The sequence below is a fragment of the Solwaraspora sp. WMMD406 genome (genome assembly GCF_029626025.1).
Lineage (GTDB): Bacteria > Actinomycetota > Actinomycetes > Mycobacteriales > Micromonosporaceae > Micromonospora_E.
Map to the genome: position 1 here is coordinate 3,887,423 of NZ_JARUBF010000001.1, position 26,068 is coordinate 3,913,490.

Sequence of the window (26,068 nt, forward strand, 5' to 3'; positions counted from 1 at the left end):
GACGGTCGGGGAGGTGGACCTGGCGGATCCCGGGTTGTACGCGCGTGGTCGTCCGGAACCCGTCTGGGCGGCGCTGCGCGCCCGTGGCCCGGTGTACCGCAATCGACGTCCCGACGGCACCGTGTTCTGGGCGGTGTTGAGTCACCGACACACCGTCGAGGTGCTCTCGTCGCCGGAGACCTTCGTGTCCGAGCGAGGAATGCGCCTCGACGGTGACCCCGCCGCTGTCCGGGCGGCGGCCGGAAAGATGATGATCATCAGCGATCCACCTCGGCACGAACGCATCCGACGCCTGGTCAACACCGCGTTCACGCCCCGCGTGGTGGGGCGATTGCGGGACACGATACGGCGTACGGCGGCGGAGATCGTCGCGGACGAGGTGAAGGCAGGCGGCGGCGACATCGCCGCGGCGGCGGCACGGCTGCCGGCGTCCGTCGTCGCCGATCTGCTGGGGGTGCCCCGAGCGGACTGGCCGTACCTGCTCGAGCGGACGATGGTCGCCTTCGGCGCGGCCGACGACGCCGACGCGTCCCAGGACCGGCGGCCGGCGAAGATCGCGCAGGCGCACACCGAGTTGTTCGTTTACTTCACCGATCTCCTCGCGCAACGACGTGCGGACCCGGCCGACGACGTGCTGAGCGCGCTCGCCCACGGTGAGATCGACGGCCGGCCGCTCACCGAAGAGGAGATCATCCTCAACTGCAACGGACTGATCTCCGGCGGCAACGAGACCACCCGCCACGCCGTCCTCGGCGGGCTGCTGGCCTTGACCGACCATCCGGACCAGTGGCGGCGACTGCGAGCCGACCCGGGTCTGCTGGCCACCGGGGTGCCAGAGGTGCTGCGATACACGAGCCCGGCGATGCACGTCCTACGGACGGCGGTACGGGACGTCGATCTCGGTGGAGCGCGGATCGCCGAGGGCGACCAGGTCGCCTGCTGGCTGCCGGCGGCGAACCGCGACGAGATGGTCTTCCACGAACCGGACGCCTTCGACGTCGCTCGGCGCCCCAACCGGCACCTGGCGTTCGGCCACGGCCCCCACTTCTGCCTCGGATCCGCCCTGGCCACCGCCGAGCTGAACGCGTTCTTCGCCGAGCTGCTCGACCAGGTGCACGAGGTGGAACCAGTGGCCCCGGCCCGGCGGATGGCGTCGAACCTCATCTGGGGATTCTCGGCTCTGCCGGTACGACTCACGCCAAAGGAGGCCGGATGAGCGGCTGGTTGTTGCGCCGCCCGGACCGCGCGGCAGGCAGTTATCTGTTCTGCCTGCCGTACTCCGGAGTCGGCGCGTCCATGTACGCCCGGTGGCCGCGCCACATCGGTCCGGCCCAGATCTGTCCGGTGCAACCACCCGCGCGGGAGAACCGCATCGCCGAGCCGCACTACGGCACCTACGAGGCGTTGGCCGAGAGCCTGGCCGCCGATCTGCTGCCGTGGCTGGATCGTCCCTACGCGTTGTTCGGTCACTGCAGTTCCGCCCTGGCCTGCTACGCGACCGCGCTGCACCTGCACCGCAGCGGCGCGCGACCACCTGTCAGGTTGTTCGTGTCGTCGCAGGTCGCGCCGCACGACGGCCCGCATGGCCGGTTCCTGACGATGACCGACGGAGAGTTGGCCGAGGAGCTGGCCAGTCTGGTCCGCGCGATGGGCGGCGAGCCGAACGCCGCCTATCTGGACATGTGGCTGGACGTCCTGCGCGCGGACGTCGCGGCCAACCGGCGGTACCGGCTCGAACGTCCACGACGACTGCCCGTGGCGATCACCGTGATCGGTTGGAGCGACGACCGCGAGGTCCCCACCGACCTGATGGACGGGTGGAGCAGCTACTCCGACCAGGTTCGGTACGTGACGCTCAGCGGCGGGCATCACAGCTTCCTGTCCGCACCCCTGGCCCTGCGGGGAGAGCTGGCGGCCGACCTGAAGGAGAGCGTGGATGCGTACCGTTGATCAACTCGTCGCGGCACAGGCGGACCTGCGCCCGGACGCGGTCGCGGTCGACGGTCCCGGTCGTCCGCCGGTGACGTACGCGTCCCTCGACACACAGGCCGGTCGGGTCGCGGCGGGGCTGGCCGCGCGGGGAATCGGCCCGGGTGACACGGTCGCGCTGACCGCGTCCCGGCAGGTGTCGACGATCGTCGCGCTGCTCGGGATTCTACGGGCGGGCGCGGCCTACCTGGCCCTCGACGCACAGCTGCCAGCCGAGCAGCGGGAGCGGATCCGCCGGGACGCCGGGGCGACGGTGTCGCTCGACGACGCCGCCTGCGTCGAGCTGTGCGGCCACGATCCCGGACCGACGGCCGGCCGGCGGAGCGCGGCCCACCCCAGCGGTACGGCGTACGTCGCCTACACCTCCGGCAGCACGGGTCGACCCAAGGGCGTCCGGATCCCGCATCGGGCGGTCTGGCGGCTGGTTCATCGACCCACCTACGTCCAGGTGGGGCCCGGCGACGCGGTGCTGCACGCCGCACCGCTCGCCTTCGACGCGTCGACCTTCGAGATCTGGGCACCGCTGGCCGCCGGCGCGCGGATCGTGCTGCCGCCCGCCGGAGCCCTGTCGCTGGCCGACCTCGCCCAGGTCATCCGGGAACACCGGGTGACCATCGCCTGGTTCACCGCCGGGGTGTTTCACCAGATGGTCGACACGCAGATCGAGGCACTGGCCGGTCTGCGGTATCTGTTGGCCGGCGGCGACGTGCTCTCCGCCGCACACACGGACCGGGTCCTGGCCGAGCTGCCCGGCGTACGGTTGGTCAACGGCTACGGTCCCACCGAGAACACCACGTTCACCTGTTGCCATCGGGTCACGGATCCGGTCGGGACCGGCCCCGTACCGATCGGTCCGCCCATCGACGGAACCACCACGTACATCCTGGACGGCCGGCTGCGGCCGGTGCCGGACGGCCACATCGGAGAGCTGTACACCGGCGGCGAGGGGGTGGCGACCGGTTACGCCCGACGGCCGGGAGCCACCGCGCGGCGCTTCCTCGCGGATCCGTTCGCCCGGTCCGCCGGGGCGCGGATGTACCGGACCGGGGATCTCGCGCGTCGCCGTCCCGACGGGACGCTGGAGTTCCACGGTCGGGTCGACCGACAGGTCAAGATCAGCGGCTTTCGGGTCGAGCCCGAGGCGGTCGAGGCGGCGCTCGTGGCGGCGGACGGCGTCCGCGACGCGGCCGTGGTCGCCACGCCGTCGGTCACCGGCACCCGTCGCCTGATCGCTTTCGTGGTGCTCGATCCGATCCTGCCGGCGTCGCTGTTGGCGCTGCGGCGCACTCTGCGGGAGCAGATGCCGGCGTACGCGGTGCCGTCGTCGCTGGTCCCGGTCGACCGCCTGCCGCTCACCGGCAACGGCAAGGTCGACCGGGCGGCGCTCGTCGCTCGTCCGGTGTGTCAGGAGCGCAACGTCACCGCGCCCTACGTCGCGCCCCGGACCCCGGTGGAGGAGGCGCTCGCCACGCTCTGGATGGATCTGCTGGAGGTCTCGTCGGTCGGTGTCGACGACGACTTCTACGAACTCGGTGGGTACTCGCTGGTGAGCATGCAGATCACCAACGAGGTGGCGGACAGTTTCGGGGTCGCCGTGGCTCCCCGGTCCTTCTACGAGAACCCGACGGTGGCCGGACTCGCCCGACTCGTCGAGCGGGCAAGCACCGTCGTCGAGCGGGGAAGCACCGTCGCGGAGCGGGGAAGCACCGTCGTCGAGCGGGGAAGCATCCCGGCGGAGCGGACATGAGAATCACGCGACCAGCCGGCGACGACCATGTCGACATCGACAAGGTGGACCTGTTCGACCCCGGCTGGTACGCCGACGGCGACCCGCACCCGGTCTGGCACTGGTTGCGGGTGAACGCTCCGGCGCACCGGCAGACCCTGCCCGACGGACGGCGGTTCTGGTCGGTGACCCGGCACGCCGACGCCTGCCGGGTCCTGCGGGACCACGAGACGTTCACCTCGGAACGCGGCACGCTGCTGTGCGCACTGGACCGGGGCGACCCGGCCGGCGGCAAGATGATGGCCGCGACCGACCCCCCTCGGCACGCGCTGCTGCGGGAGCCGCTCAACCATGCCCTGTCAGCTCGCGCTTTGGCGCAACGGTCCGAGATGCTCCGGTCGGCGGTCCGTACCGCGCTCGATCCGGCCCGCGACGGGGGAGTGTGGGACCTGGCGGCGGCTGCGGCGCGGCTGCCGATGGCGTTCACCGGCACGCTCATGGGGCTGCCGGAGCAGGACTGGCCGGATCTGATCCGATGGACCTGGGCCGCGATCGCCCCCGACGATCCGGACTTCGGCACCGGTGATCCGGACACCACGCTGGCGACGAGCCACCACGCGCTGTTCGGATACTTCCGCGATCGGATCCGCCACCGCGATCCGGCCCGTGACGATCTCGTCGGCACGCTGCTGGGCATCCGCCTCGACGGCCGGGAACTGCGCCTCGACGAAGCCGTCTACAACTGTTACAGCCTGCTGCTGGGTGCCAACGTCACGACGCCGCACGTGATCTCGGCGAGCGCGGCGGCGTTCGTCGCCGACCCGGACGCCTACCGGCGGCTGGTCGACGACCCGGGACTCGTGGACCGTACGGTGGAGGAGGCGCTGCGCTGGTCCTCGCCGGCGAACCACTTCATGCGCTACGCGATCCGGGACACCACGGTTGCCGGGCGGCGGATTTCCGCCGGCGAGGCGGTCGCGGTGTGGCTGGGTTCGGCCAACCGGGACGCGTCGGTCTTCGTCGATCCGTACCGGTTCGACGTGACGCGCTCGCCGAACCGGCACATCGCCTTCGGGTACGGTCCCCATTTCTGCGTCGGGGCTCCACTGGCCAGGATCGTGCTGCGGATGGTGTTCGCCGAGATGCGTCGGGTCGTCACCAATTTCGAACTGGCCGGTCCGGTACGGCATCTGCGGTCGAACTTCGTCGCCGGGATCACGCGTCTGCCGGTGCGGACGAGTCTCGCGGGTGGTGACGGCAGATGATCAACTACCTCCAGATCACTCCTGATCTGCTGACGTACGTTCGGGAATGCTCCGCTCCGGAGAGCGACGCGCTTCGCGGCCTGCGCGAACGGACCGCCGCCCTTCCGGAGGCGATGATGCAGGTGCCGCCGGAACAGGGTCGGCTGCTGACCCTGCTGACCCTGTTGACCGGCGCCCGACGGGTGCTCGAGATCGGGGTCTTCACCGGTTACAGCACGCTGTGCCTGGCTACCGGCGTTCCCGCCGACGGCACCGTGCTGGGGATCGAACGCAACCAGCAGTGGCTCGACATCGCCCGCCCCTTCTGGGACCGTGCGGGTGTCGGCGATCGGATCGAAACGGTCACGGGCGAGGCCGAGCAGGTTCTCGACGCGATGACGGATCCGTTCGACCTGATCTTCATCGATGCCGACAAGGAACGGTACGACCACTACTACGAGGCCGCGTTGCGGCTGGCCAGGCCGGGCGCGCTCGTCATCGTCGACAACACTCTCCATTTCGGACGTGTGGTCGATCCGGAGGCGCCCACCGACGATCCCGAGTACGAGCGGATGCGACCGCAGTACCGCGCTCTCGACCGCCTGAACCGCAAGATCGCGGTGGACCCCCGCGTGGACTGCGGCATGGTGCCCGCCTTCGACGGTCTCACCTTGTGCCGGGTACGCGAGTCGGGTGATCAGGGCGGGGTGATCGACGGCGCCTGGCCGGAGCCGAAGCGCCAGCCCTCGACGGTGCCGACGGCCGGGTTGTAGCTGCCCGCGCCGAGGCTGCTGTAGTTCCAGGTACCGCCGGGCGTGGCGTGCCAGTACGACCAGTAGGCGTTGACCGGCGGGGTGTTGACACATGGTTCGGTGGCTGCGGTGGGCAGCCCGTCGATCCGGCAGACGAACGCCAGGCCCCACCGCACCGTTCCGGTCGGCGTGAAGCCCGCGCCCTGCAGAGCGGCGAGGCCGGTGGGTGGGTCACCGAGGTAGCAGTTGGTCTGGACGCCGAGGCCGAAGGCGGTGAAGTCGACGACCACGGTGACGCCGGTTCCGGGTGCACAGGCGGCGGCGTGCGCCGGCCGGGTCAGGGGGTCGACCGCGACCAGACCGGCCGCCACCATGACGATGGTGGCGAGTGCCGCGATACGGCGGCGGATCAGTGTTGTCATGTTTCCTCCGTGGGCGGGGTGCCGCGGCCTGACGGGCCTAGCCGCAGGCCAGGGTCGGTGCGTCCGGTCGGGAACCGTTGGCCGACAGGGTGACGAGGCTGGCGGCGGCCAGTCCGGGTACGGCCTGGGCGGTGGCCCGGGGCGCGGTGGTGGGGTCGAACCCGGAGGTGGTGTAGGCGATCGCCCCCCGGTCGGCAGCGCTTCCGGCGCAGTCGACCTGCAGGCCGAGCAGGAACTGGCGGGCCTGCCACCAGGCCAGCAGCCGTCCGGACGCCGCCAGCGCCTGGGCGGCCAGGCCGGTGCTGTTGGCGTTGGCCACGCCGCCGGCGCTGAAGGACCCGTCGGTGGCCTGTACGGAGATCAACCACTGTGCCGCTGTCTGGGCCTCGTGCCACTCGCCGGCCGCCACCAGTGCCTGAACGGCCATCGCGGTGGCGTCGACGTCGCTGCTGCAGGTGGCCTGGGCGAACTGGAGCGGGAACCCGCCGTCCGGGCACTGGCTGTCGGCCAGGAACGACACGGCCTGTGCTGGTGCGCCACCGGCCCGGTCCAGGGCGATGACGGCGAACGACTGGCTGAACATGTTGCTGTAGTCGCCGAACGCGGACTGGTCGGAGAACCGGCCCGAGGGTGCCATCAGTCCGGTGAGCCGGGCGAACAGGTCGACACCGCCGAACGACGTCGGATCGAGGCCGCGGACCTGCACACCGAGCGCGAGCTTGGCGGTGGCGCCCGCGTACGCCTCCGTGCCGTCCCCGATGTACCCGGTGATCACCGCCGGTTCGGCGAGCCAGGCGGTGGCGTTGGTCGCGTAGGTGTCGGCCTCCTTCGCGGCGGCGAAGGTGAAGATCGCGTCAATGGTGAGGCCCTGATCGGGGTAGGCGACGCCGCCGAAGACGACTTCGAAGCGCTCCCCGTCGACCATCTGCCGGGCGAGCCAGCCGGCGGCCGCGTCGACGCGGTGGTGGGTCTGCGGTGGGGTGGCGGCGGCCGGCACGGCCGCGGTCACGGTCAGCGCCAGTACGGTGAGCACAACGGTGGTGACGAGTCGGAAACGGTCGCGGTGGCGGTGAACGGCCATCGGGCGGCGCCTTTCCGGCCCCGGGCGTCGAGGCAGCCCAGGCGGACCGGGCGGCTCCGACCCGTGGGCCACGACGGGTGAGGAACTCTGCAGCTGTACGTCGATGGGTACTCGGGCTCGCGGCGAGGTGTTCGCCGCCTACCGTTGCGGGCCAGCGCCGGCTTCCGACCGGACTTCCCCCATCGACGTTCAGGAACGGATCTGCTGCGGACAGTGTGGGCACGGCTCGTTCAGGTCGTCAACGGCCAGAACGCGATCGAGGTGGCTTCCGTGGCGGGGATCACCGACGAGGTGGCTGTCAACCGCTGACCAGATCCGCTATTCGAACCGATTGGCCGCCGCCGTCGACGTCCGGTGCGGACGGGTGCGTCGGCGCGTCTGACATACTCGGTAGCGGCTCGTCACAACTGAATGTGCTCCCAGGCGGGGGAAGCCGGTGCGAGGCCGGCGCTGACCCGCAACCGTATGCGCGCCGGTGTGTCCCATCAGTACTGGTGCGCGAGCCGGAATGCCCGACTGTGGAGTGAGCGGCTCAGAACGTCGTGGTCTACGGATCGAGCCCGGGTCGGCCATGGTCGCGTGCGGCCGGGCGGATGCGGTTTCGGTCACCGCTCCGAAAGGTCTTCTCCATGGTTCGTGGCTCCCTCAGCCGGATCCTGCCGGCCCTCGCCGCCTTGGCCTTGATCGCGGCCGGCACCGGGGTCGGCCTCATGTCGTCCGCCGGACCCGCCCTGCGATGGGCTGCCCTACCGGCGGCGGCCAACCCAGACGCCGCCCAGGCCGGCTCCCGCTGGCTGGCGGGTCAGCTCGTCGACGGCGGCCTACCCGGCTTCGTCGGCACCGACTGGGGGCTGACCATCGACGCGCTGTTCGCGTTGCGGGCCGCCGGCGCCGAACCCGAGGCGGCCGTGGCCGTCACCGAGGCACTCGCCGTCGACGCCGACGGCTACGCCGCGATCCGCACGGAGACGGGCGATTTCGTGACCGGCGGTTCGACGGCGAAGGTTCTTCTCGCGGCTGTCGTCACCGGCGCCGACCCCACCGACTTCGGCGGGTACGACTGGCGTCAGCGCACCCTGGACTTGATCTACGGCGCTGACCAGGGCGCCAAGGCAGGGTGGCTGTACGACGTCAACCTCGACACCACCGCCGGGTCGAACCTGTTCGGCCAGTCGTTGGCGGTGACCGGGCTGGCCCGATCCGGCGGCGTACCGCAGCCGATGGTCGATTTCCTACTCAGGCAGCAGTGTCCCGGCGGCGGGTTCCGGCTCTACCCGGGCGCCGCCGGCACCTCCTGCGCGGCGGATCCGGCGACCGAGCAGAACATGGAGGTCGATGCTACGGCGATGGCGGTCCAGGCGCTGCTCGCGGCCGCCGACGCCGGAGCCAGTGGCACCAGCGAACCGGTGGCCGCCGCCACGTCGTGGTTGCTGTCGGTGCAGGCCGCCGACGGCTCCTTCAGCGGTTCCGGGTTCACCGCCTATCCCAACACCAACAGCACCGGTCTGGCCGGGCAGGCCCTGGCGGCGGCCGGTGAGTCCGCCGCCGCCGGTCGGGCCGCCGCGTTCGTCGCCGCACAGCAGATCACCGCCGGCAACGCCGGGGCCGCCTCGGCCCACGTCGGCGCGATCGCGTACACGCCGGACGCACTCGTCGCGGCCGCCGCGAACGGCATCGGCGAGTTCGAACTGGACCAGTGGCGCCGGGCCAGTGCCCAGGCCGTCCTCGGCCTGGCGCAGGTGCCGTTCGGACAGATCGGCTCCGGCACCCCGACCCCGACGGCTACTCCGACCACGTCACCGTCACCGACAGCGGACCCGACCACGTCGCCGACGCCGACGACGTCACCGACAGCGTCACCCACCGGATCGCCGAGCGGCACCCCGACTCCGAGTACCAGCCCCACGGCACCGTCGCCGACGACCACCGCCGGCCCGACCACGGCACCGGCGACGACCGCGCCGCCCACCGGTGGGCGACTTCCCACCACCGGTTCCCCGATCGCGGCGTACGGCCTCGTCGGCGGCATGACGGTCCTCGCCGGAGTCGGTCTGATCCTGGCGTCCCGCCGCCGCAAGGCCCGGCCGTGACCACGACGCCTGCGGTGTCGGCCCGGAGCACAGTGGCCGGGGGGCGGGCGGTCCGACTGCTCACCGTGGTGCTCCTCACCGCCGGTACGGCCGTGGCACCGGCGGATCCGGCGACCGCCGTCGGTCGGTCGGGATTCTGCCCGGACGACAACGGAGTCACCGTCGTCGTCGACTTTCAGGAACTGGGCGGTCCGACGATCGTCCGCTGCGCCGTCGGCGATCAAGCCACCGGTCACGCGGCCTTGAAGAACGCCGGGATCTCGATCACCGGCACCGCACGTTGGGGCGAATCGTTCGTCTGCCGGATCGAGGGCAAGCCGACGGTCGCCGAGGAACCGTGTGTCGACACCCCACCGGCGAACGCGTACTGGTCCTACTGGCACGCCTCCAACGGCGGCGCGTGGACCTACAGCCAACGCGGTGTGACAGCGCGCAAACCTCCGCCGGGCAGTTTCGAGGGCTGGTCGTTCTCCAAGAACAGGACGGCGTCGACCAGCCCGTCTCCTGGCGTGGCACCAGTACGTCCCGTACCGCAGCCACCACCATCGACCCCAGCGCCGCCACCCCCACCACCGCCGCCACCGTCCCGGACGACGTTGCCTCCGCCGCCGAACCCGTCGCCAACCACGCCGACCACGCCGACCCGCGGCCAGCCCGGATCCTCGCAGAACGGACCTGAGCCAGGCCAGCCCGCGACGACGCGGCCCGGTATGTCGACACCGTCCCGGAACGTGACGACGACGCCGAGTGGATCGTCGACCACGGCCAGCGCGGCGGCCCCGGATCCGACGGTCCCGTCGGCGGCGACCGATTCCAGCGCCCGGGGTGAGGCCTGGACCGGGGACGTCGATCCAGTGTCGGGGCAGCGCTCCGGGCTGCCGACGATGACCGTGGTCGGTGTCGGCCTGCTGCTGCTGGTCACGGTCGCCGCGGTGGTGACCGCGCGCCGGCGGGGTCGGAGCGGATAGGTGCCGCTGCGGCGTGCTCGGGTGCCGAGGGCGGTGCACCCGGGTGCCTGGTGGCTCTGGGCGCTCGGCCTGGCCGCCGCCGCGACCCGTACGACGAATCCGCTGTTGCTCGCGCTCATCATCGGGGTGGCGGCCTTCGTGGTCGCGGCGCGCCGTACCGACGCGCCGTGGGCCCTCGGGTTCCGCCTCTACCTGTGGCTCGGCGGAATCATCGTGCTGTCCCGGATCCTGTTCCGGATCGTGTTCGGCGGTGGCCAGGGCGAGCACGTCCTGTTCACCTTGCCGGAGATCCCGCTACCCGAGTGGGCGGCTGGGATCCGGTTGCTCGGCCCGGTCGCCCTGGAACAGGTGCTCGGCGGCGGCTACGACGGTCTGCGGCTGGCGGCCATGGTGATCTGCCTCGGCGCGGCGAACGCGCTGGCCAACCCGAAGCGGCTGCTCCGGGCCGTACCCGGCGCGCTCTACGACGTCGGCACCGCTGTCGTGGTGGCGCTGTCGGTTGCCCCGCAACTGGTCGAAAGCGTGCTGCGGGTCCGACGGGCCCGGCGGCTGCGCGGGGCCCGTCGCAGCGGTGTTCGTGCCCTGCGCGGCATCGTCATCCCGGTACTCGCCGACGCGCTGGACCGGTCCCTGGCGCTCGCCGCCGCGATGGACTCCCGTGGCTACGGCCGGCGCGGCCAGCAGGCGGCCGGGGCGTACGCGTTGACCGGCGCGCTCGTGATCGGTGGCCTGTGCGGAACCTGCGTCGGGATGTACGGGCTGATGGACCCGACCACCCCGCGTTACCTGGGCGTGCCGATGCTGGCGGTGGGACTGGGCGTCGCCGCTGCGGGCCTGGCGATCAGCGGTCGGCGGGTGCTGCGCACCACGTACCGGCCGGACCGCTTCGGCGGCGCCGAGCTGCTGGTCGCGGCCTGCGGGCTGGTGGCAGCGGTCGGGCTCTACCTGACCACCCGGATCGACCCTGCCACCCTCTACCCGTCGTCGAGCCCGCCGCACTGGCCTGAGGTCATGCCGCTACCGGCGGCGTCGATCCTCCTCGCGGCGCTGCCCGCCTGGCTGGCGCCGCCGCCACCGCCGGAGACCGATCCACCTGCCGCGCCGGTCGCACACACCACGCCGGTCGACCCCGCCGCGCCGGTCGCACACACCACGCACCATCAGCTGCGAGCGGAGGTCGTCCGCGGATGATCGAGTTCGACGATGTCACGGTGACCTATCCCGGGGCCGCGACAGCGGCGCTGTCGAACGTGACACTGAGCATCGCCGAAGGGGAGCTGTGCCTGGTCGCCGGCCGGACCGGCGCGGGGAAGTCGACGTTACTGCGTGCCGTCAACGGACTCGTACCGCACTTCACCGGTGGGCGACTGAGTGGTCGGGTCACCGTCGCCGGCCGGAGCACCCGTGATCATCCGCCCCGCGAGTTCGCCGACCTGGTGGGGGTCGTCGGGCAGGACCCGCTCGCCGGCTTCACCACCGACACCGTCGAGGAGGAACTCGCCTACGGGATGGAACAACTCGCCGTCCCCGCCGCCGTGATGCGCAAGCGGGTCGAGGAGACCCTCGACCTGCTGGGCATTGCCGACCTGCGCCGCCGTCCGCTGCGTACCCTCTCCGGCGGGCAGCAGCAACGGGTGGCGATCGGGGCCGCCCTCACGGCGCACCCCATGGTGCTGATTCTCGACGAGCCCACGTCCTCGCTCGACCCCACGGCCGCGGAGGACGTCCTCGCGGCGATCACCCGTCTCGTCCACGATCTCGGCATCACCGTCGTCGTCGCCGAACACCGGCTGGAGCGGGTCGTCCAATACGCCGATCGCCTCATCTACCTCGCCGGCGACGCCACCGTGTCGTCCGGGACACCCGGCGACGTCCTGGCCACCGCCGTGGTCGCCCCACCGGTCGTCGAGTTGGGACGCCTCGTCGGCTGGAACCCGCTCCCGCTGTCGGTGCGCGACGCCCGACGCCGGGCCGGCGAGCTGCGTACCCGGCTCGCCGACACCGGGCCGCCACCAACCTGTCCCGACGCCACCGGTCCGGTCCTGCTGCGTGCCCGGGGGATCGTCGTCCGGTACGGTCCGGTCGTCGCCGTACGCGGCGTCGGCGTCGACTTCTCGGCGGGTTCGGTGACCGCGCTGATGGGCCGTAACGGATCAGGGAAGTCGTCCCTGCTGTGGGCGCTGCAGGGATCCGGTCCACGGCACGGCGGCCAGGTGGACGTCGGTGGGGTCGACCCTCGGGACCGACCGGCACACCGGGCCCGCGCCATCGTCGGGCTCGTTCCGCAGACTGCCAGTGATCTGTTGTATCTCGACAGCGTCGAGGCCGAATGCGCACAGGCCGACCGCGAGTCCGGCTCGCCGCCTGGCACATGCCGCGCGCTGCTCGACGATCTCGTGCCCGGCATCGGGGACCAGCAGCATCCCCGGGACCTGTCCGAGGGACAGAAGTTGGCCCTGGTCCTGGCCATCCAGCTGGCCGCCGCGCCCACCGTCGTCTTGCTGGACGAGCCGACCCGTGGCCTCGACTACCCCGGCAAGAGACACTTCGCGGCGTTGGTACGCCGCCTCGCCGCCGATGGACGCGCGGTCGTCGTCGCCACCCACGACGTGGAGTTCGTGGCGGCGGTCGCCGACCGGGTGCTCGTCATAGCCGAAGGGGAGATCGTCGCCGACGGCCCGACCGCCGAGGTCGTCGTCGCCTCTCCGGCGTTCGCGCCGCAGGTCGCGAAGATCCTGGCGCCCGCGCCGTGGCTCACCGTGGACCAAGTGGCCGCCGCGCTGGCCGGAACCACGGGATGAGCGGCGCGACGAAGGCCACCCGGACCAGCGGCCGGACGCTGGTGCGCGTCAAGGTACGCGGTGCGCTGGTGCTCGGCCTCGTGTCGACCGCCGGCCTGGCCATGTTCTTCTGGCCGTTGTTCGCCGCGCCCGCCCCGACCGCGATCGCGCACGCCGACGACGCTCCGCTGATGTTCGTGCTGATCCTGCCGCTGCTCATCGCCATCGTGTTGAGCGAGCTCACCTCCGGTGGGATCGACACCAAGACCCTGGCCATGCTCGGCGTACTGTCTGCCGTCAACGCCGCGCTCCGGCCGCTGGGCGCCGGTACGGCCGGTATCGAAACGGTCTTCTTCCTGCTCGTGCTCGCCGGTCGGGTGTTCGGCAGCGGGTTCGGGTTCGTGCTCGGCTGCACCAGTCTGTTCGCCTCGGCGCTGCTGACCGCGGGCGTCGGTCCGTGGCTGCCCTTCCAGATGATCGCCGCCGCCTGGGTCGGCCTCGGTGCCGGTCTGCTCCCGCGCCGCCCCAGGGGCAAGGCGGAAATCGCCCTGCTCGCCCTGTACGGAGTCGTGGCCGCCTACCTGTACGGCTTCCTGATGAACATGTGGTTCTGGCCGTACCTCGCCCAGGGCACCCAGCTCGACTTCGTCCCCGGCGACCCGGTTCTGGACAACCTGCACCGGTTCGCCGTCTTCACCGTCACCACCTCCACGTTCGGGTGGGACACCGGTCGCGCGCTGACCAACGGGGTCGCGCTCCTGCTCGCCGGCCCGGCGGTGCTGACCGTGCTCCGCCGGGCCGCCCGTCGGGCGGCCTTCGACGCGCCGGTGGAGTTCGACGCACTGGCGGAGGTCACCACGCCGGTGGAGGTCCCCACGCCGTCCCCTCCGCCGACGACGGCGGCGGACGTGGTCGCGCACCGCGCGGGCGACCCGCCCGGCCGATGATGCAAAATAGTGGCAACAGCACACTGATGGCACTACGGAGGGAACTTCTGTGGCCGTGTACACGTTGCCCGACATGCCCTACGACTACGGCGCGCTCGAACCCGCCATGTCCGGTGAGATCCTCGAACTGCACCACAGCAAGCACCACGCCGCATACGTCAAGGGCAGCAACGACGCGCTCGACCAGCTCGCCGAGGCGCGCGACAAGGGCGACTACTCGACGCTGGTCGGCCTGGAAAAGACCTTCGCCTTCAACCTCTCCGGCCACGTGCTGCACTCGATCTTCTGGAACAACCTCTCGCCCGACGGCGGTGACCGTCCCGACGGCGAGTTGGCCGCCGCGATCGACGAGCACTTCGGCTCGTTCGAGGCGTTCGCCGGTCAGCTGTCCACGGCCACCAAGGGCGTCCAGGGATCCGGCTGGGGCGTGCTCGCCTGGGAACCGCTGAGCCGACGGCTCATCGTCGAGCAGGTCTACGACCACCACGGCAACGTCGGTCAGGCGTCGACGCCGATCCTGGTCTTCGACGCCTGGGAGCACGCCTACTACCTGCAGTACCGTAACGTCCGCCCGGACTACGTCGACCGGCTCTGGGACCTGGTCGACTGGGCCGACGTCACGGCCCGGTTCACCGCCGCCCGCGCGGCGAAGCCGTTGATCTGACCGGTGGCGGATCACCCCGTACCCGCCGCGGCCGACGTCGTCCAGCGCGCCGCCGGCGTCATCGCCGCGCGACATCGCGGCGACCTCGACGGCGCCGAGGCACTGCTGGCGGACTTTCCCTCGGAACACGCCCGGACGCTCGGCTTCTACCTGCTCGCCGACCTCGCCCTCGGACTGGTCCGCGCCCAGAGCGGACAGACCATGGACGATCTCGTGCGGGAACTCTCGCTGCACCTGGCCGCAGGAACGCACCGGCCGCCGCCGACCGACTGACACCTCGGGCCGCGCTGGCACACCTCCCACGCCGGGCGGACTTCGGTGAAGTCCGCCCGGCGTGGTGTCGTCAGTCTCCCCGCACCCGCGCGGCGGCCGCGACCAGGTGCCGCAGCGACGCCTCGACCTCGGGGTATCCGCGAGTCTTCAAACCACAGTCCGGGTTGACCCACAGGCGGTCCGCCGGGACGGCCGCCACCGCGCGGCGTACCGCCTCGACCACCTCGTCCAGGGCCGGCACCCGGGGCGAGTGGATGTCCCACACCCCGGGGCCGACCCCCCGGCGGTATCCGATCGCGGCGAGGTCGTCGAGGACCTCCATCTTCGAGCGGGACGCCTCGATGCTGGTCACGTCGGCGTCGAGGGCGTCGATCGCGGTGATCACCTCACCGAACTCGGAGTAGCACAGGTGGGTGTGGATCTGCACGTCGTCGGCCACCCCGCTGGTCGCCAGGCGGAACGCGGCGACCGCCCAGTCCAGGTACGCCTGCTGGTCCGCCCGGCGCAGCGGCAGGGTCTCCCGCAGGGCCGGCTCGTCGACCTGGATCACCCCGATCCCGGCGGCCGCCAGGTCGCGGCACTCGTCGCGCAGGGCGAGCGCCACCTGATCGGCGGTGTCGGCCAGCGGTTGGTCCGTACGCACGAATGACCAGGCCAGGATGGTGACCGGGCCGGTCAGCATGCCCTTGACCGGCTTGTCGGTCAACGACTGGGCGTAGGCGGACCACTCGACCGTCATCGGCGCGGTGCGGGCCACGTCGCCGTAGATGATCGGTGGGCGGACGCAGCGGGAGCCGTACGACTGCACCCAGCCGTGCTCGGTGGCGGCGCACCCGTCGAGCTGCTCGGCGAAATACTGGACCATGTCGTTGCGTTCCGGTTCGCCGTGCACGAGCACGTCAAGGCCGAGCCGCTCCTGCAGCCGGACGACGTGGGCGACCTCGGCGCGCATCCGCTGGACGTAGCCGGCGTCGTCGAGCCGCCCGGCCCGGTGCTCGGCGCGGGCCGCGCGGAGTTCGGCGGTCTGCGGAAACGATCCGATCGTGGTGGTCGGCAACGCCGGCAGCGCCAACCGCCGCCGCTGGGCGGCTACCCGGTCGGCGTAGTCGCCGCGCTGGCGGTCCACCGGACGCAGGGCGGTGAGCCGGGTACGTACGTCGTCGTGCCGCCACCCCGCTGGTGCGGCCGGAGGCGGTGGCGGCAGCTGCCCGGTCCCGTCGCGCAGCGCGCGACCGAGCGCGACGACCTCGTCGACTTTTTGCCGGGCGAACGCCAGCCGCTCCGACAGCCGGGGATCCAGCCGGGTTTCGGCGGCCAGGTCGACCGGGACGTGCAGCAGCGAACAGGAGGTGGCGACGGCGACGTGATCGGCCAGTCCGGCGAGCACGGCGCCGGTCGCCACGGCGGCCCGCAGGTCGGTCCGCCAGATGTTGTGGCCGTCGACCAGCCCGGCCACGATGGTCCTGCCGCGCAGTGGGCCGGCGGCCGCCAGCCGCTTCACGTTGTCCGGGCCGGCGACCAGGTCGACGCCGATCGCCTCGACCGGAGTGGCCAGCAGAGCCGGCAGCGCGTCGCCGAGGTCGCCGAAGTAGGTGGCGACGAAGATCCGTGGCCGGTGCGTGAGGTCGCCCAGCCGGGTGTAGGCGCGGCGGAGCGCGGCTATCTCCTCGGGGCTGCGGTCGGTGACGTAGGCCGGCTCGTCGAGCTGCACCCAGGCCACGCCCGCGTCGGCCAGCGCGGTGAGGATCCGCGCGTACGTCTCGACCAGGTCGTCGAGGCGGGCGAACGGGTCGTGCCCCTTGGCCAGGAGCAGGAACGTGGCCGGCCCGACCAGCACCGGCCGGGTGACGACGCCCAGGTCACGTGCCTCGGCGTACTCGGCCAACGCCTTCGTCGGGTTCGCCGTGAACACGGTGTCGGGGCCGATCTCCGGCACCAGATAGTGGTAGTTGGTGGCGAACCACTTGGTCAGCTCCAACGCCGGCTCGGCGTCGACGCCCCGGGCCATCGCGAAGTAGGTGTCCAGTTCGGACAGGCCCAGTCGGGTGAACCGGTCGGGGATCGCGCCGACCGCGACGGCGGTGTCCAGGACGTGGTCGTAGTAGGAGAACGTGTTCGACGGGATCGCGTCGAGCCGGGCGTCGCGCAGGGTCCGCCAGACCTCGGCGCGCAGCGTGGCGGCGGTGTCCGCCAGGGCCGCCGCGTCGATACGGCCGGCCCAGTAGCTCTCGACGGCTTTCTTCAGCTCGCGGTTGGCGCCGATGCGCGGGTAGCCGAGCACGGTGCTCTGGCCGAAGGTGGTTGTCACCACAGGGTCCTTCCCTCGAAGTGCCCAGCGGCACGGGAAAAGAACCAGGGAGGAAAGCCGGCAACGGTACGGCTTCCGCCCCGGCCCTCCCGCGAGGCCGCCGGCGACGCACACCGGGCGGTGTGCGCAGCGCTGGCAGGTCTTCGGACTCGTGGGCGTGACCCGACTGGTCGCCTACTGGCCGTCGCTTCCCAGACCTCGCGGTCCAGTGCTTCGTTGACGGCGGTCGTTCCCACTTACCGCTGCGGGGCAGTCCCGGATTCGCACCGGGTTCCCTCTTGCGACGTTCCGCCTGGTGGGCGGAACGAACCAGCACCACCCGCCATCGTACGGGCACCTCGGCGGTGGCCGGACGAGGGCGGGTGGCAGCGGAGCCCGGCGGTCGGGACCGGACGGGAGCGGGAGCGGGAGCGGGTGGCGCCGACTCCGTTGGTCAGAAGTCGTCGTCGAAGGTGACCGATCCGGTCACCCCGACCTGGTACGCCGACACCCGGCGTTCGAAGAAGTTCGACAGTTCCTGCACGTCCTGCAGGTCCATGAAGGCGAACGGGTTGGTCGAGCCGTACATCGGTGCGATGCCGAGTGCGGCCAGCCGCCGGTCGGCGACGTGCTGCAGGTACTCGCGCATGTCGGTCAGGGACATCCCGGAGACGCCCTGTTCGAGCAGGTCGGCGGCGAACTGCACCTCGCACTCGACCGCCTCGGCGAGCATGTCCCGCACCTGCTGTTCCATCTCGGCGTCGAACAGGTCCGGCTCCTCGGCGCGGACGGTGTCCACCACGTCGAAGGCGAACGCCATGTGCATCGACTCGTCGCGGAACACCCAGTTGGTGCCCGACGCGAGACCGTTGAGCAGCCCCCGGGACCGCAAGAAGTACACGTAGGCGAAGGCGCCGTAGAAGAACAGGCCCTCGATGCAGGCGGCGAAGCAGATCAGGTTGAGCAGGAACGCCCGCCGGTCGGCGCGGGTACGCAGCTCCCGGAGCTCGAAGATCGAGTCGATCCACCGGAAGCAGAACTCGGCCTTGCGGGCGATCGACGGGATGTTCTCCACCGCCGCGAACGCCGCGAAGCGTTCCTGCTCGTCCGGCACGTAGGTGTCGAGCAGGTTGAGGTAGAACTGGACGTGCACCGCCTCCTCGAACAGCTGCCGGGACAGGTAGAGCCGACCCTCCGGCGAGTTGACGTGCTGGTAGAGGTTGAGCACCAGGTTGTTGGCCACGATCGTGTCGCCGGTGGCGAAGAACGCGACCAGTCGGGACACCAGGTGCCGCTCCGCTGGCGTGAGGCGGGCCAGGTCGGCGAGGTCGGAGTGCAGGTCGACCTCTTCGACGGTCCAGGTGTTCTTGATCGCGTCACGGAACCGGTCGAAGAACCGTGGATACCGCATCGGTCGCAGGGTCAGGTCCATGCCGGGGTCGAGCAGCAGGTGCCGCTCGCCCGGGGCGGCACCGGCGGCGGCACCCGCGGTGGTACGGGCGTCGGAGGCAGCGGTACGGGTGTCGGGAATCGTGGTCACTGGCAGGCCTCGCAGCTTTCGGGGTTTTCCAGGGAGCAGGCCAGCGCGTCATCGTCGCCGACCGCGATGGTCGGGGTGACGCCCGGGGTGGCGATGGCGACGGTGGCCTGCTGGATCCGGGTCGCGGGACGCGACCGCAGGTAGTAGGTGGTCTTCAGCCCGGATTTCCAGGCGTACAGGTACATCGACGACAGCTTGCCGATGGTGGGGGCGCTCATGAACAGGTTCAACGACTGCGATTGGTCGATGAACGGGGTCCGGGCGGCGGCCAGGTCGATCAGCGCCCGCTGCGGCAGCTCCCAGGCGGTACGGAACAGCTCCCGTACCTGCGGGGGAAGCTCCGCGATGCCCTGCACCGATCCCTCGGCCCGCTTGATCTGGTCGCGGATCGCCGCCGTCCACAGCCCGCGCGCCTTGAGCTCGCCGACCAGGTAGGTGTTGATCTGCAGGAACTCCCCGGACATGGTCTCGCGCTTGAACAGGTTGGACACCTGCGGCTCGATGCACTCGTAGCAGCCGGCGATCGAGGCGATCGTGGCGGTCGGCGCGATCGCGACCAGCAACGAGTTCCGCAGGCCGTGCGCGGCGATCGTCGCGCGCAGCGCGGCCCATCGTTGCACCTGCGCCGGCTCGGCACCCCACAGGTCCGGGTGCAGCTCGCCGCGCGCCGCCCGGGTCTCGGCGTACGCCGGATGCGGGCCGAACCGTTCGGCGAGTCCGGCCGAGGTCTCCAGCGCGGTGAGGAAGATTTCCTCCTGTACGCGGGTGGACAGTTCCCGGGCCCGCGGTGAGTCGAACGGCAGTCGCAGGGTGAAGAAGGCGTCCTGCAGGCCCATCAGTCCGAGCCCGACCGGCCGCCAGCGGGGGTTCGAGGCCGCCGCCTGCGGGGCGGGGTAGTAGTTGATGTCGATGACCCGGTCGAGGAACACCACCGCCGTACGGACCGTGTCGCGCAGCTTGTCCCAGTCGACGCCGTCGGCGGTGACGTGCGCGCCGAGGTTGACCGAACCCAGGTTGCACACCGCGGTCTCGGTGTCGTCGTTGACCTCCAGGATCTCGGTGCACAGGTTCGACAGGTGGATCGTGTTGCCGGGCATCCCGGTCTGGTTGGACAGCCGGTTGGCGGCGTCCTTGAACGTCATCCAGCCGTTGCCGGTCTGCGCCAGGGTCCGCATCATCCGCCCGTACAGGTCGCGGGCCTTGACCGTGCGGACCGCCTTCTTCTCCGCCGCGCGGTACGCCTCGTCGAACGCCTCACCGAACAGGTCGGGCAGTTCGGGTGCGTCCGACGGGTCGATCAGGGACCAGTCGGCGTCGGCCTCGACCCGGCGCATGAACTCGTCGGGGATCCAGTTGGCCAGGTTGAGGTTGTGCGTACGTCGGGCGTCCTCACCGGTGTTGTCCCGCAGTTCCAGGAACTCTTCGATGTCCGGGTGCCACGGCTCCAGGTAGACGCAGGCCGCGCCCTTGCGCCGGCCGCCCTGGTTGACCGCCGCGACCCCGGCGTCCAGGGTCTTGAGGAACGGGACGATCCCGTTGGACCGACCGTTGGTGCCCCGGATCAACGCGCCGCGTCCGCGCACCCGGGACCAGGAGATGCCGATTCCGCCGGAGAACTTCGACAGTCGCGCCACCTGGTGGTACCGCTCGTAGATCGAGTCCAGTTCGTCGCGGGGCGAGTCGACCAGGAAGCAGGACGACATCTGGGTGTGCCGGGTGCCGGAGTTGAACAGGGTGGGCGAGCTCGGCAGGTAGGCCAGGCTGGACATCAGCCGGTAGAAGCCGATCGCGTCGCCCGGTGTCTGGGACAGCCCGCAGGCCACCCGGAGCAGCCAGTACTGCGGGGTCTCGACCACCAGCCGGGACTGCGGATGCCGCAGTAGATATCGGTCGGCGACGGTCCGTAATCCGAAGTACTCGAAGCGTCGGTCGCCGTCGAGGTCGATGGCATCGTCGAGCTTACGGGCGTGGCGGGCCACGAACGCCGCGGTGTCGTCGCCGACCAGTCCGAGGCCGTGGGCGTAGCGGATCGACTGGCTGAAGCTGGCGACGCCCTGTCCCCGGACTTCCTTGTCCACGAACGCGGCCAGCAGCCGGGCGGCGAGTTTCGAGTACTGCGGCTCCTCGCCGATCAGCTCGGCGGCCGTCTGGATCGAGAGTTTGTCCAGCTCGGCGGTGGTGGCTCCGTCGTACAGTCCGCTGATCGTCTTGGTCGCGACCCGGAGTGGGTCGACCTCGTCGAGGTCGGCGACCCACCGCTCCACCGCCTTGACGATCTTGTTGACGTCGACCGGTTCGGTGTCGCCGTCGCGCTTGCGGACCCGCATCGCGGGCCGGCGCTGCTCGTGCGGGCGCTGCTCGTGCGGGCGCTGCTCGTGCGGGCGCTGCTCCGCCGTGCGCTGCTCCGCCGTGGGCCGCTCCGTGACGGCTCCGTCCGCAGTGGCCTGTTCGGCTGTCGCGGTCATGTCCCCCTCCTCACACCGATCGACAGGTCGACGGGCGCGCAGGGGGAGACGCCACCGGTCGCCCTCGGCAGGTCTGCCGACGGGCCCGGCTGATGGCGTCGGCCGTCCCGCGCGGCCTCCGACCGCCGCACGCGGCGCGTGCGGCGCGCTGGCAGGTCTTCGGACTCGTGGGCGTGACCCGACTGGTCGCCTACTGGCCGTCGCTTCCCAGACCTTGCGGTCCAGTGCTTCGTTGACGGCGGTCGTTCCCACTCACCGCTGCGGGGCAGTCCCGGATTCGCACCGGGTTCCCTGTTGCCTCGACCGCGTGCGACGGCGGTCGAACCAGCTGCGGGAGACACCATATCTGGGTCTGGTGGTTCTTGTACAACACCAGATGCTGTGTCGCGTGGTGACGGGCGAGATGGTGGCCGCGCGGTGGGACGAGACGACCCCGGGGGATCTTTTGTTTAATTGGGCGAAAGATCGTAACGATCACTCAGAAGATCTTGCTACTTCGACGAATGTGGCCCATGATGTGCCGCAGCTGTGATCGAGGATCATCTCGTCCCCCGAGCAGGTGCACCCCCTCGGCGATGGTTCCGACCGCGGCCCCACCGCACCGCCGAAGGGGAAGGTATGTCTCCACACTCACCACGTACTCGCCGTCCACTCACGTTCCTCGCCACCGCCACCATGCTCGGTTCGCTGGCCGCCGTCGCCGGGTCCGCTCCCGCCGCCGCCCAGGCGGCGGAACTCCCGCCACAGGAGCCGGGCGTCACCTTGCGTACCTACGACGTCCGGGTCCCGCTGTCCGAGATCTGCACCCTCAAGCCCGGACAGACACCGAACGTCGACAAGCTGATGCCGGTCGTCGACTGGTCCAGCGCCGACAACTTCGGGTTCGAGGACAACTTCGTCACGCACGCCCTCGCCAACCTGCACATCGCCACCGCCGGGACCTACACCTTCCGGCTGACCAGCGACGACGGTTCCCGGCTCTACATCGACGACGCGGTCGTGGTCGACCACGACGGCCTGCACGGTGCCACCGACATGGACGGTGCCGTCACGTTGACCGAAGGCCACCACGCGCTGCGGGTCGAATACTTCGAAGCCGGCGGCGGCCAGCAGCTCACCCTGTCCTGGCAGCCGCCGGGCGCGGCGGACTTCGTCGTCGTACCCACCTCGGTGCTGAGCACCGACGCTGGCGTGGTCCGGGTGACCGCACCGGGCCGCAAGGAGTGCCAGGGCGTCACCGACACCCCCGGAGACGGGCTTCCGCTGGACGGCGTGCACCCCGACTACACCCTGACCGACCTGCGTCCGGACGGTTTCCAACCACAGGTGTCCGGGATGGACTGGACCGCCGACGGTCGGCTGGTCATCGCCACCTGGGGCGGCAGCGAGCAGTTCAGCGGCGAGGTGTACATCGTCGAGAACGTGACCGGGGAGACCGGCCCCGACCAGGTCACCTACAAGCGCATCGCCAGCGGTTTGAACGAGCCGATGGGTGTGGCCGTCGTCGACGGCGTTATCTACGTGTCGCAGAAGCACGAGCTCACCGAACTGCGCGACACCAACGGTGACGAGGTCGCCGACGAACAGCGGACCGTCGCCAGGTGGCCGTACGGCGGCAACTTCCACGAGTTCGCCTTCGGCCTGCTCTACAAGGGGGGCAACTTCTACCTCAACCTGTCGGTCGCCATCGACTACGGCGGCGCGACGACCAACCCGCAGCCGGTGGCCAACCGGGGGACCAGTGTCGTGGTGAACCGACGCACCGGCGCGGTCAGCTACGTCGCTGGTGGACTGCGTACCCCCAACGGCATCGGCTGGGGTCCGGAGCAGGAGCTGTTCGTCACCGACAACCAAGGTGGCTACCTGCCGGCCAGCAAGCTGGTGCACATCGAGTCCGACCGGTTCTTCAACCACTACACCAACCCCGCCGGGCCGTACGACGCCAACCCGGTCACTCAGCCCGCCCTCTGGCTGCCGCAGAACGAGATCGCCAACTCGCCCAGCACTCCGGTGCTGCTCAAGAAGGGCCCGTACCGGGGTCAGTTCCTGATCGGCGACGTCACCTACGGCGGGCTGCAGCGGGCGTACCTGGAGAAGGTGAAGGACCAGTACCAGGGCGCGGTGTTCCGGCACACCCAGGGCCTGGAGGCCGGTGTCAACCGGGTCACCCTCGGTCCGGACGGCGCCATCTACGTCGGTGGGCTCGGCGCCGACGGCAACTGGGGTCAGCCCGGCAAGCTGCGGTACGGCCTGCAGAAGCTCACCCCGAACGACAACCGTACGTTCGACATGAAGTCGATGAGCGCCACCCCGAACGGGTTCAAGATCGAGTACACCCGGCCGTTGTCCACCGAGACGATCCAGGACATCGCCGGGCGCTACCAGGTCGAGCAGTGGCGCTACGCGCCGACCCCGACGTACGGCGGCCCGAAGGTCGACGAGGAGTCCCTGAGCGTCAGCGCGGTCAAGGTCTCCAACGACCGTCGGACGGTCTGGCTGACCATCGACGGACTGCAGCAAGGTCGGGTGGTGCACCTGCGCTCGCCTCGGTCGTTCACCGCGTCAAACGGCGAACAGCTGTGGAGCACCGAAGCCTGGTACACCCTCAACGCCATTCCCGGCGTCCAGCCCGACCGGGTCTTCTACGAGGCCGAGGAGGGCCACCGCCAGGGCAGTGCCCGGGTCGACACCGAGCACGTCGGTTTCTCCGGGGTCGGTTTCGTCGCCGGGTTCGGCGACCTCAACGCTTCGACGACCGTGCACGTGGACGTGAAGCGCAACGGCGAGTACGAGGTGGGGCTGCGCTACAGCAACGGTCCCAACCCGTTCTCCGGCGACAAGACCGTCAGCGTCTACGTCAACGGCGCCAAGGTGCGTCAGACGGTCCTGCCGTCCACCGTCACGTGGAAGGAGTGGGCCACCAAGACCGAGCTGTTGACGTTGCGTAAGGGTGTCAACGCCATCGAGTACCGGGTGGAGACCGGCGACACCGGACACGTCAACCTGGATCTCGTGACCGTGCGTCAACCGGGCGAACGGATCGTGCTGTTCGACGGTGGCAACCTGGCGGAGTGGCAGCACACCGACGGGCGTTCGGCGAGTTGGCCGCGACTGGGCGACGGAGTCATGGAGGTCTGCTGCGGCGACCTGCGTACCCGTCAGGCGTTCGGTGACTTCCGGTTGCACGTCGAGTTCAAGGTGCCGCAGCTGCCAGCGGACGTGACCGGGCAGAACCGTGGCAACAGCGGCGTCTACCTGCAGGAACGCTACGAGATCCAGATCCTCGACTCGTACGGTGACCCGACGCTGGACACCAACGAGGCCGGTGCGATCTATCTGCAGAAGGCGCCGGACGTCAACGCCGCGCGACCGGCGGACACCTGGCAGACGTACGACATCACCTACCGCGCGGCCCGTTACGACAACGCCGGCACCAAGACCGAAGACGCCCGGGTGACGCTGGTCTGGAACGGCGTGACCGTTCACGACGACGTCGCGATCACCGGTCCGACCGGCGGGAACATCCCCGAGGGTCCGGCCACGGGGTCGATCCGGCTGCAGGATCACCAGAACGCCGTGCAGTACCGCAACATCTGGATCGAGCCGCTGAGCTGATCCGTCCGGCGGTGGTGGTGGACCGGGGGACCGGCCCACCACCACCGCCGCAGCGACGGTCCATCGCGATATTCAATCTATTCGTGACGGGCGACGCGGAATTGTTGACATTGGGAGCCATGGTGGTTGACCATGGCCGGACGGCGGGGTGACCACGCTCACACCGAAACGCACCTGCACTCTGTGTGCACCCGCCGGGATTGACGCACCCCACGATTCCCGTCCCGGAAGGGCCTCGTCAATGAAGAAGACCCTCACCCTAGGGTTGATCGCCACCATGGCGATCGCCCTGACCGCCTGCACCGACTCGGACGCGACCCCGACCGACCAAATCGACGGCGAACTGCGTCAGGTCCGCGTCGCGGCGCTGCCGATCACCGAAACCGCCGCGTTGTGGGGCGGCATCGAGGCCGGCATCTTCGCCGAGCGCGGACTCGCGGTCGACGTGCTACCCGCGCAGGGTGGCGCCCAGGCGATCCCCGCCCTGATCAACGGCGACATCGACTTCGCCATCGGCCAGCCGTTCGGTCCGTTCCGCGCCGACCTGCAGGATCTCGGCGTCGTCCTGATCGGCAACTACGCCTCCTCCTACGCCGAGGGCGACGACATCAACGCCGTCGTGGCGTCGGCCCGGTCCGGCATCACCCGCCCCGCCGAACTCGCCGGTCGCCGGGTGGCGGTCAACAGCCTCGGCGCCGCCGGTGACGTGACGATCATGGCGGCGGTGGAACAGGACGGCGGTGACCCGAGCACGATCCAGTTCGTCGAGGTCGCCTTCCCCGACGTTCCCGCCCAACTGGAAGCCGACAACATCGACGCCGCCTGGGTACCGGAGCCGTTCGTCACCCAGCTGCGCGGTCGCGGCGACGTCCTCGTCGTCGAGCCCTACCAGGCCGTCATCCCCGGCCTGGCCACCCTGACGACGATCACCACCGCCGAACGCCTCGAATCCGACGCCGACCTGATCGCCGACTTCTCCGCCGCGATGGAGGAGACCCTCCAATGGGCGCGGGATCCCGCCAACGAGGCGGACGTGCGTCAGTCGATCAAGGACAACCTGGAACTGCCCGAGGCGGTCGCCGACTCGGTGCGGTTGCCGGAGTTCGGTTGGGAAATCGACCGGGCGAGCCTGGAAACGCTAGCGACGCTCGCCACGGACTACGCCGTACTGGAGCAGCAGCCGGACTTCGACCGCCTCATCCAGCAGCAGTAGCGGTGCGGTCCG

The 26,068-nt window shown here is 70.6% G+C and carries 19 protein-coding genes and 4 riboswitches; of the genes, 14 read left to right on the forward strand and 5 right to left on the reverse strand.

All coding sequences use genetic code 11. The features are described 5' to 3' along the window. The first annotated feature begins 13 nt into the window (after positions 1-13). From O7632_RS17100 to O7632_RS17120, 5 genes are read left to right on the forward strand one after another with little or no spacing between them, the layout of a single operon-like run. Positions 14-1,216 carry a cytochrome P450 gene (locus tag O7632_RS17100; RefSeq protein ID WP_278115545.1) on the forward strand — a complete coding sequence of 401 codons (1,203 nt, stop codon included), beginning with the start codon at positions 14-16 and terminating at the stop codon, positions 1,214-1,216. Continuing rightward, positions 1,213-1,950 (forward strand): thioesterase domain-containing protein, encoded by a 738-nt coding sequence (locus O7632_RS17105; RefSeq protein WP_278115546.1) that lies wholly within the window; start codon positions 1,213-1,215, stop codon positions 1,948-1,950. Before O7632_RS17100 ends, O7632_RS17105 begins: the two co-directional genes overlap by 4 nt. Further along, positions 1,937-3,736 (forward strand): non-ribosomal peptide synthetase, encoded by a 1,800-nt coding sequence (locus tag O7632_RS17110; RefSeq protein ID WP_278115547.1) that lies wholly within the window; start codon positions 1,937-1,939, stop codon positions 3,734-3,736. Before O7632_RS17105 ends, O7632_RS17110 begins: the two co-directional genes overlap by 14 nt. Continuing rightward, a complete protein-coding gene (locus tag O7632_RS17115; RefSeq protein WP_278115548.1) occupies positions 3,733-4,980 on the forward strand; it encodes a cytochrome P450 in 1,248 nt (415 codons plus the stop codon). The genes O7632_RS17110 and O7632_RS17115 overlap by 4 nt, the downstream gene beginning before the upstream one ends. Further along, a complete protein-coding gene (locus tag O7632_RS17120; protein ID WP_278115550.1) occupies positions 4,977-5,732 on the forward strand; it encodes a class I SAM-dependent methyltransferase in 756 nt (251 codons plus the stop codon). The genes O7632_RS17115 and O7632_RS17120 overlap by 4 nt, the downstream gene beginning before the upstream one ends. Here O7632_RS17120 and O7632_RS17125 read toward each other — a convergent pair. Together O7632_RS17125 and O7632_RS17130 are read right to left on the reverse strand one after the other, a co-directional pair. Continuing rightward, the gene (locus O7632_RS17125; RefSeq protein ID WP_278115551.1) at positions 5,657-6,133 is read right to left on the reverse strand and encodes a hypothetical protein; all 477 of its coding nucleotides are present in this window, start codon (positions 6,131-6,133) and stop codon (positions 5,657-5,659) included. The two genes, O7632_RS17120 and O7632_RS17125, sit on opposite strands and share 76 nt — an antisense overlap. A 37-nt stretch (positions 6,134-6,170) precedes the next feature. Continuing rightward, a complete protein-coding gene (locus O7632_RS17130; RefSeq protein WP_278115553.1) occupies positions 6,171-7,214 on the reverse strand; it encodes a prenyltransferase/squalene oxidase repeat-containing protein in 1,044 nt (347 codons plus the stop codon). An 84-nt stretch (positions 7,215-7,298) separates the two neighbouring features. Next, a riboswitch (cobalamin riboswitch) is annotated at positions 7,299-7,434 on the reverse strand. A gap of 158 nt (positions 7,435-7,592) precedes the next feature. Continuing rightward, positions 7,593-7,749, forward strand: a riboswitch (cobalamin riboswitch). 94 nt (positions 7,750-7,843) lie between these two features. On the opposite strand from O7632_RS17130, the gene O7632_RS17135 reads away from it, so the two are divergent. Genes O7632_RS17135 through O7632_RS17165 form a run of 7 tightly spaced genes read left to right on the forward strand, consistent with a single transcriptional unit; the run spans position 7,844 to position 14,936 of the window. Continuing rightward, entirely contained in the window at positions 7,844-9,304 is a 1,461-nt protein-coding gene (locus O7632_RS17135; protein WP_278115554.1) for a prenyltransferase/squalene oxidase repeat-containing protein, read from the forward strand. Between the two features lie 32 nt (positions 9,305-9,336). After that, a complete protein-coding gene (locus tag O7632_RS17140; RefSeq protein WP_278120125.1) occupies positions 9,337-10,272 on the forward strand; it encodes a hypothetical protein in 936 nt (311 codons plus the stop codon). Further along, the gene (locus O7632_RS17145; RefSeq protein ID WP_278115556.1) at positions 10,273-11,463 is read left to right on the forward strand and encodes a CbiQ family ECF transporter T component; all 1,191 of its coding nucleotides are present in this window, start codon (positions 10,273-10,275) and stop codon (positions 11,461-11,463) included. Then, positions 11,460-13,073: an ABC transporter ATP-binding protein gene (locus O7632_RS17150; RefSeq protein WP_278115558.1), complete on the forward strand. Its 1,614-nt coding sequence runs from the start codon at positions 11,460-11,462 to the stop codon at positions 13,071-13,073. The genes O7632_RS17145 and O7632_RS17150 overlap by 4 nt, the downstream gene beginning before the upstream one ends. Further along, a complete protein-coding gene (locus tag O7632_RS17155) occupies positions 13,070-13,999 on the forward strand; it encodes an ECF transporter S component (RefSeq protein ID WP_278115559.1) in 930 nt (309 codons plus the stop codon). Before O7632_RS17150 ends, O7632_RS17155 begins: the two co-directional genes overlap by 4 nt. A 49-nt stretch (positions 14,000-14,048) precedes the next feature. Then, on the forward strand, positions 14,049-14,663 hold the full coding sequence (locus O7632_RS17160; protein ID WP_278115561.1) for a superoxide dismutase: 615 nt from the start codon (positions 14,049-14,051) through the stop codon (positions 14,661-14,663). Between the two features lie 3 nt (positions 14,664-14,666). Next, positions 14,667-14,936: a superoxide dismutase gene (locus tag O7632_RS17165; RefSeq protein WP_278115563.1), complete on the forward strand. Its 270-nt coding sequence runs from the start codon at positions 14,667-14,669 to the stop codon at positions 14,934-14,936. 70 nt (positions 14,937-15,006) lie between these two features. Here the strand turns inward: O7632_RS17165 and metE are convergent, their stop codons facing one another. The 3 genes from metE to O7632_RS17180 all read right to left on the reverse strand — a co-directional run bounded on the left by metE (position 15,007) and on the right by O7632_RS17180 (position 21,228). Then, positions 15,007-17,244 (reverse strand): 5-methyltetrahydropteroyltriglutamate--homocysteine S-methyltransferase, encoded by a 2,238-nt coding sequence (gene metE / locus O7632_RS17170; RefSeq protein ID WP_278115565.1) that lies wholly within the window; start codon positions 17,242-17,244, stop codon positions 15,007-15,009. Between the two features lie 116 nt (positions 17,245-17,360). Then, positions 17,361-17,573, reverse strand: a riboswitch (cobalamin riboswitch). Between the two features lie 104 nt (positions 17,574-17,677). Then, positions 17,678-18,763, reverse strand: a complete 1,086-nt coding sequence (locus tag O7632_RS17175; RefSeq protein ID WP_278115567.1) for a ribonucleotide-diphosphate reductase subunit beta — start codon at positions 18,761-18,763, stop codon at positions 17,678-17,680. Beyond that, on the reverse strand, positions 18,760-21,228 hold the full coding sequence (locus tag O7632_RS17180) for a ribonucleoside-diphosphate reductase subunit alpha (protein ID WP_278115569.1): 2,469 nt from the start codon (positions 21,226-21,228) through the stop codon (positions 18,760-18,762). Before O7632_RS17180 ends, O7632_RS17175 begins: the two co-directional genes overlap by 4 nt. 132 nt (positions 21,229-21,360) lie before the next feature. After that, a riboswitch (cobalamin riboswitch) is annotated at positions 21,361-21,572 on the reverse strand. Between the two features lie 274 nt (positions 21,573-21,846). On the opposite strand from O7632_RS17180, the gene O7632_RS17185 reads away from it, so the two are divergent. Further along, positions 21,847-24,843, forward strand: coding sequence for a family 16 glycoside hydrolase (locus O7632_RS17185; protein ID WP_278115570.1), 2,997 nt, complete (start codon positions 21,847-21,849; stop codon positions 24,841-24,843). Positions 24,844-25,084: 241 nt separating this feature from the next. Next, positions 25,085-26,056, forward strand: coding sequence for an ABC transporter substrate-binding protein (locus tag O7632_RS17190; protein WP_278115571.1), 972 nt, complete (start codon positions 25,085-25,087; stop codon positions 26,054-26,056). Positions 26,057-26,068 lie beyond the last annotated feature (12 nt).

Coding starts and splice junctions, on each gene's coding strand:
- O7632_RS17105 (WP_278115546.1), top strand. CDS start 1,213: ATGAGCGGCTGGTTGTTGCGCCGCCCGGACCGCGCGGCAGGCAGTTAT.
- O7632_RS17110 (WP_278115547.1), top strand. CDS start 1,937: ATGCGTACCGTTGATCAACTCGTCGCGGCACAGGCGGACCTGCGCCCG.
- O7632_RS17115 (WP_278115548.1), top strand. CDS start 3,733: ATGAGAATCACGCGACCAGCCGGCGACGACCATGTCGACATCGACAAG.
- O7632_RS17120 (WP_278115550.1), top strand. CDS start 4,977: ATGATCAACTACCTCCAGATCACTCCTGATCTGCTGACGTACGTTCGG.
- O7632_RS17125 (WP_278115551.1), bottom strand. CDS start 6,133: ATGACAACACTGATCCGCCGCCGTATCGCGGCACTCGCCACCATCGTC.
- O7632_RS17130 (WP_278115553.1), bottom strand. CDS start 7,214: ATGGCCGTTCACCGCCACCGCGACCGTTTCCGACTCGTCACCACCGTT.
- O7632_RS17135 (WP_278115554.1), top strand. CDS start 7,844: ATGGTTCGTGGCTCCCTCAGCCGGATCCTGCCGGCCCTCGCCGCCTTG.
- O7632_RS17150 (WP_278115558.1), top strand. CDS start 11,460: ATGATCGAGTTCGACGATGTCACGGTGACCTATCCCGGGGCCGCGACA.
- O7632_RS17155 (WP_278115559.1), top strand. CDS start 13,070: ATGAGCGGCGCGACGAAGGCCACCCGGACCAGCGGCCGGACGCTGGTG.
- O7632_RS17180 (WP_278115569.1), bottom strand. CDS start 21,228: ATGACCGCGACAGCCGAACAGGCCACTGCGGACGGAGCCGTCACGGAG.
- O7632_RS17185 (WP_278115570.1), top strand. CDS start 21,847: ATGTCTCCACACTCACCACGTACTCGCCGTCCACTCACGTTCCTCGCC.
- O7632_RS17190 (WP_278115571.1), top strand. CDS start 25,085: ATGAAGAAGACCCTCACCCTAGGGTTGATCGCCACCATGGCGATCGCC.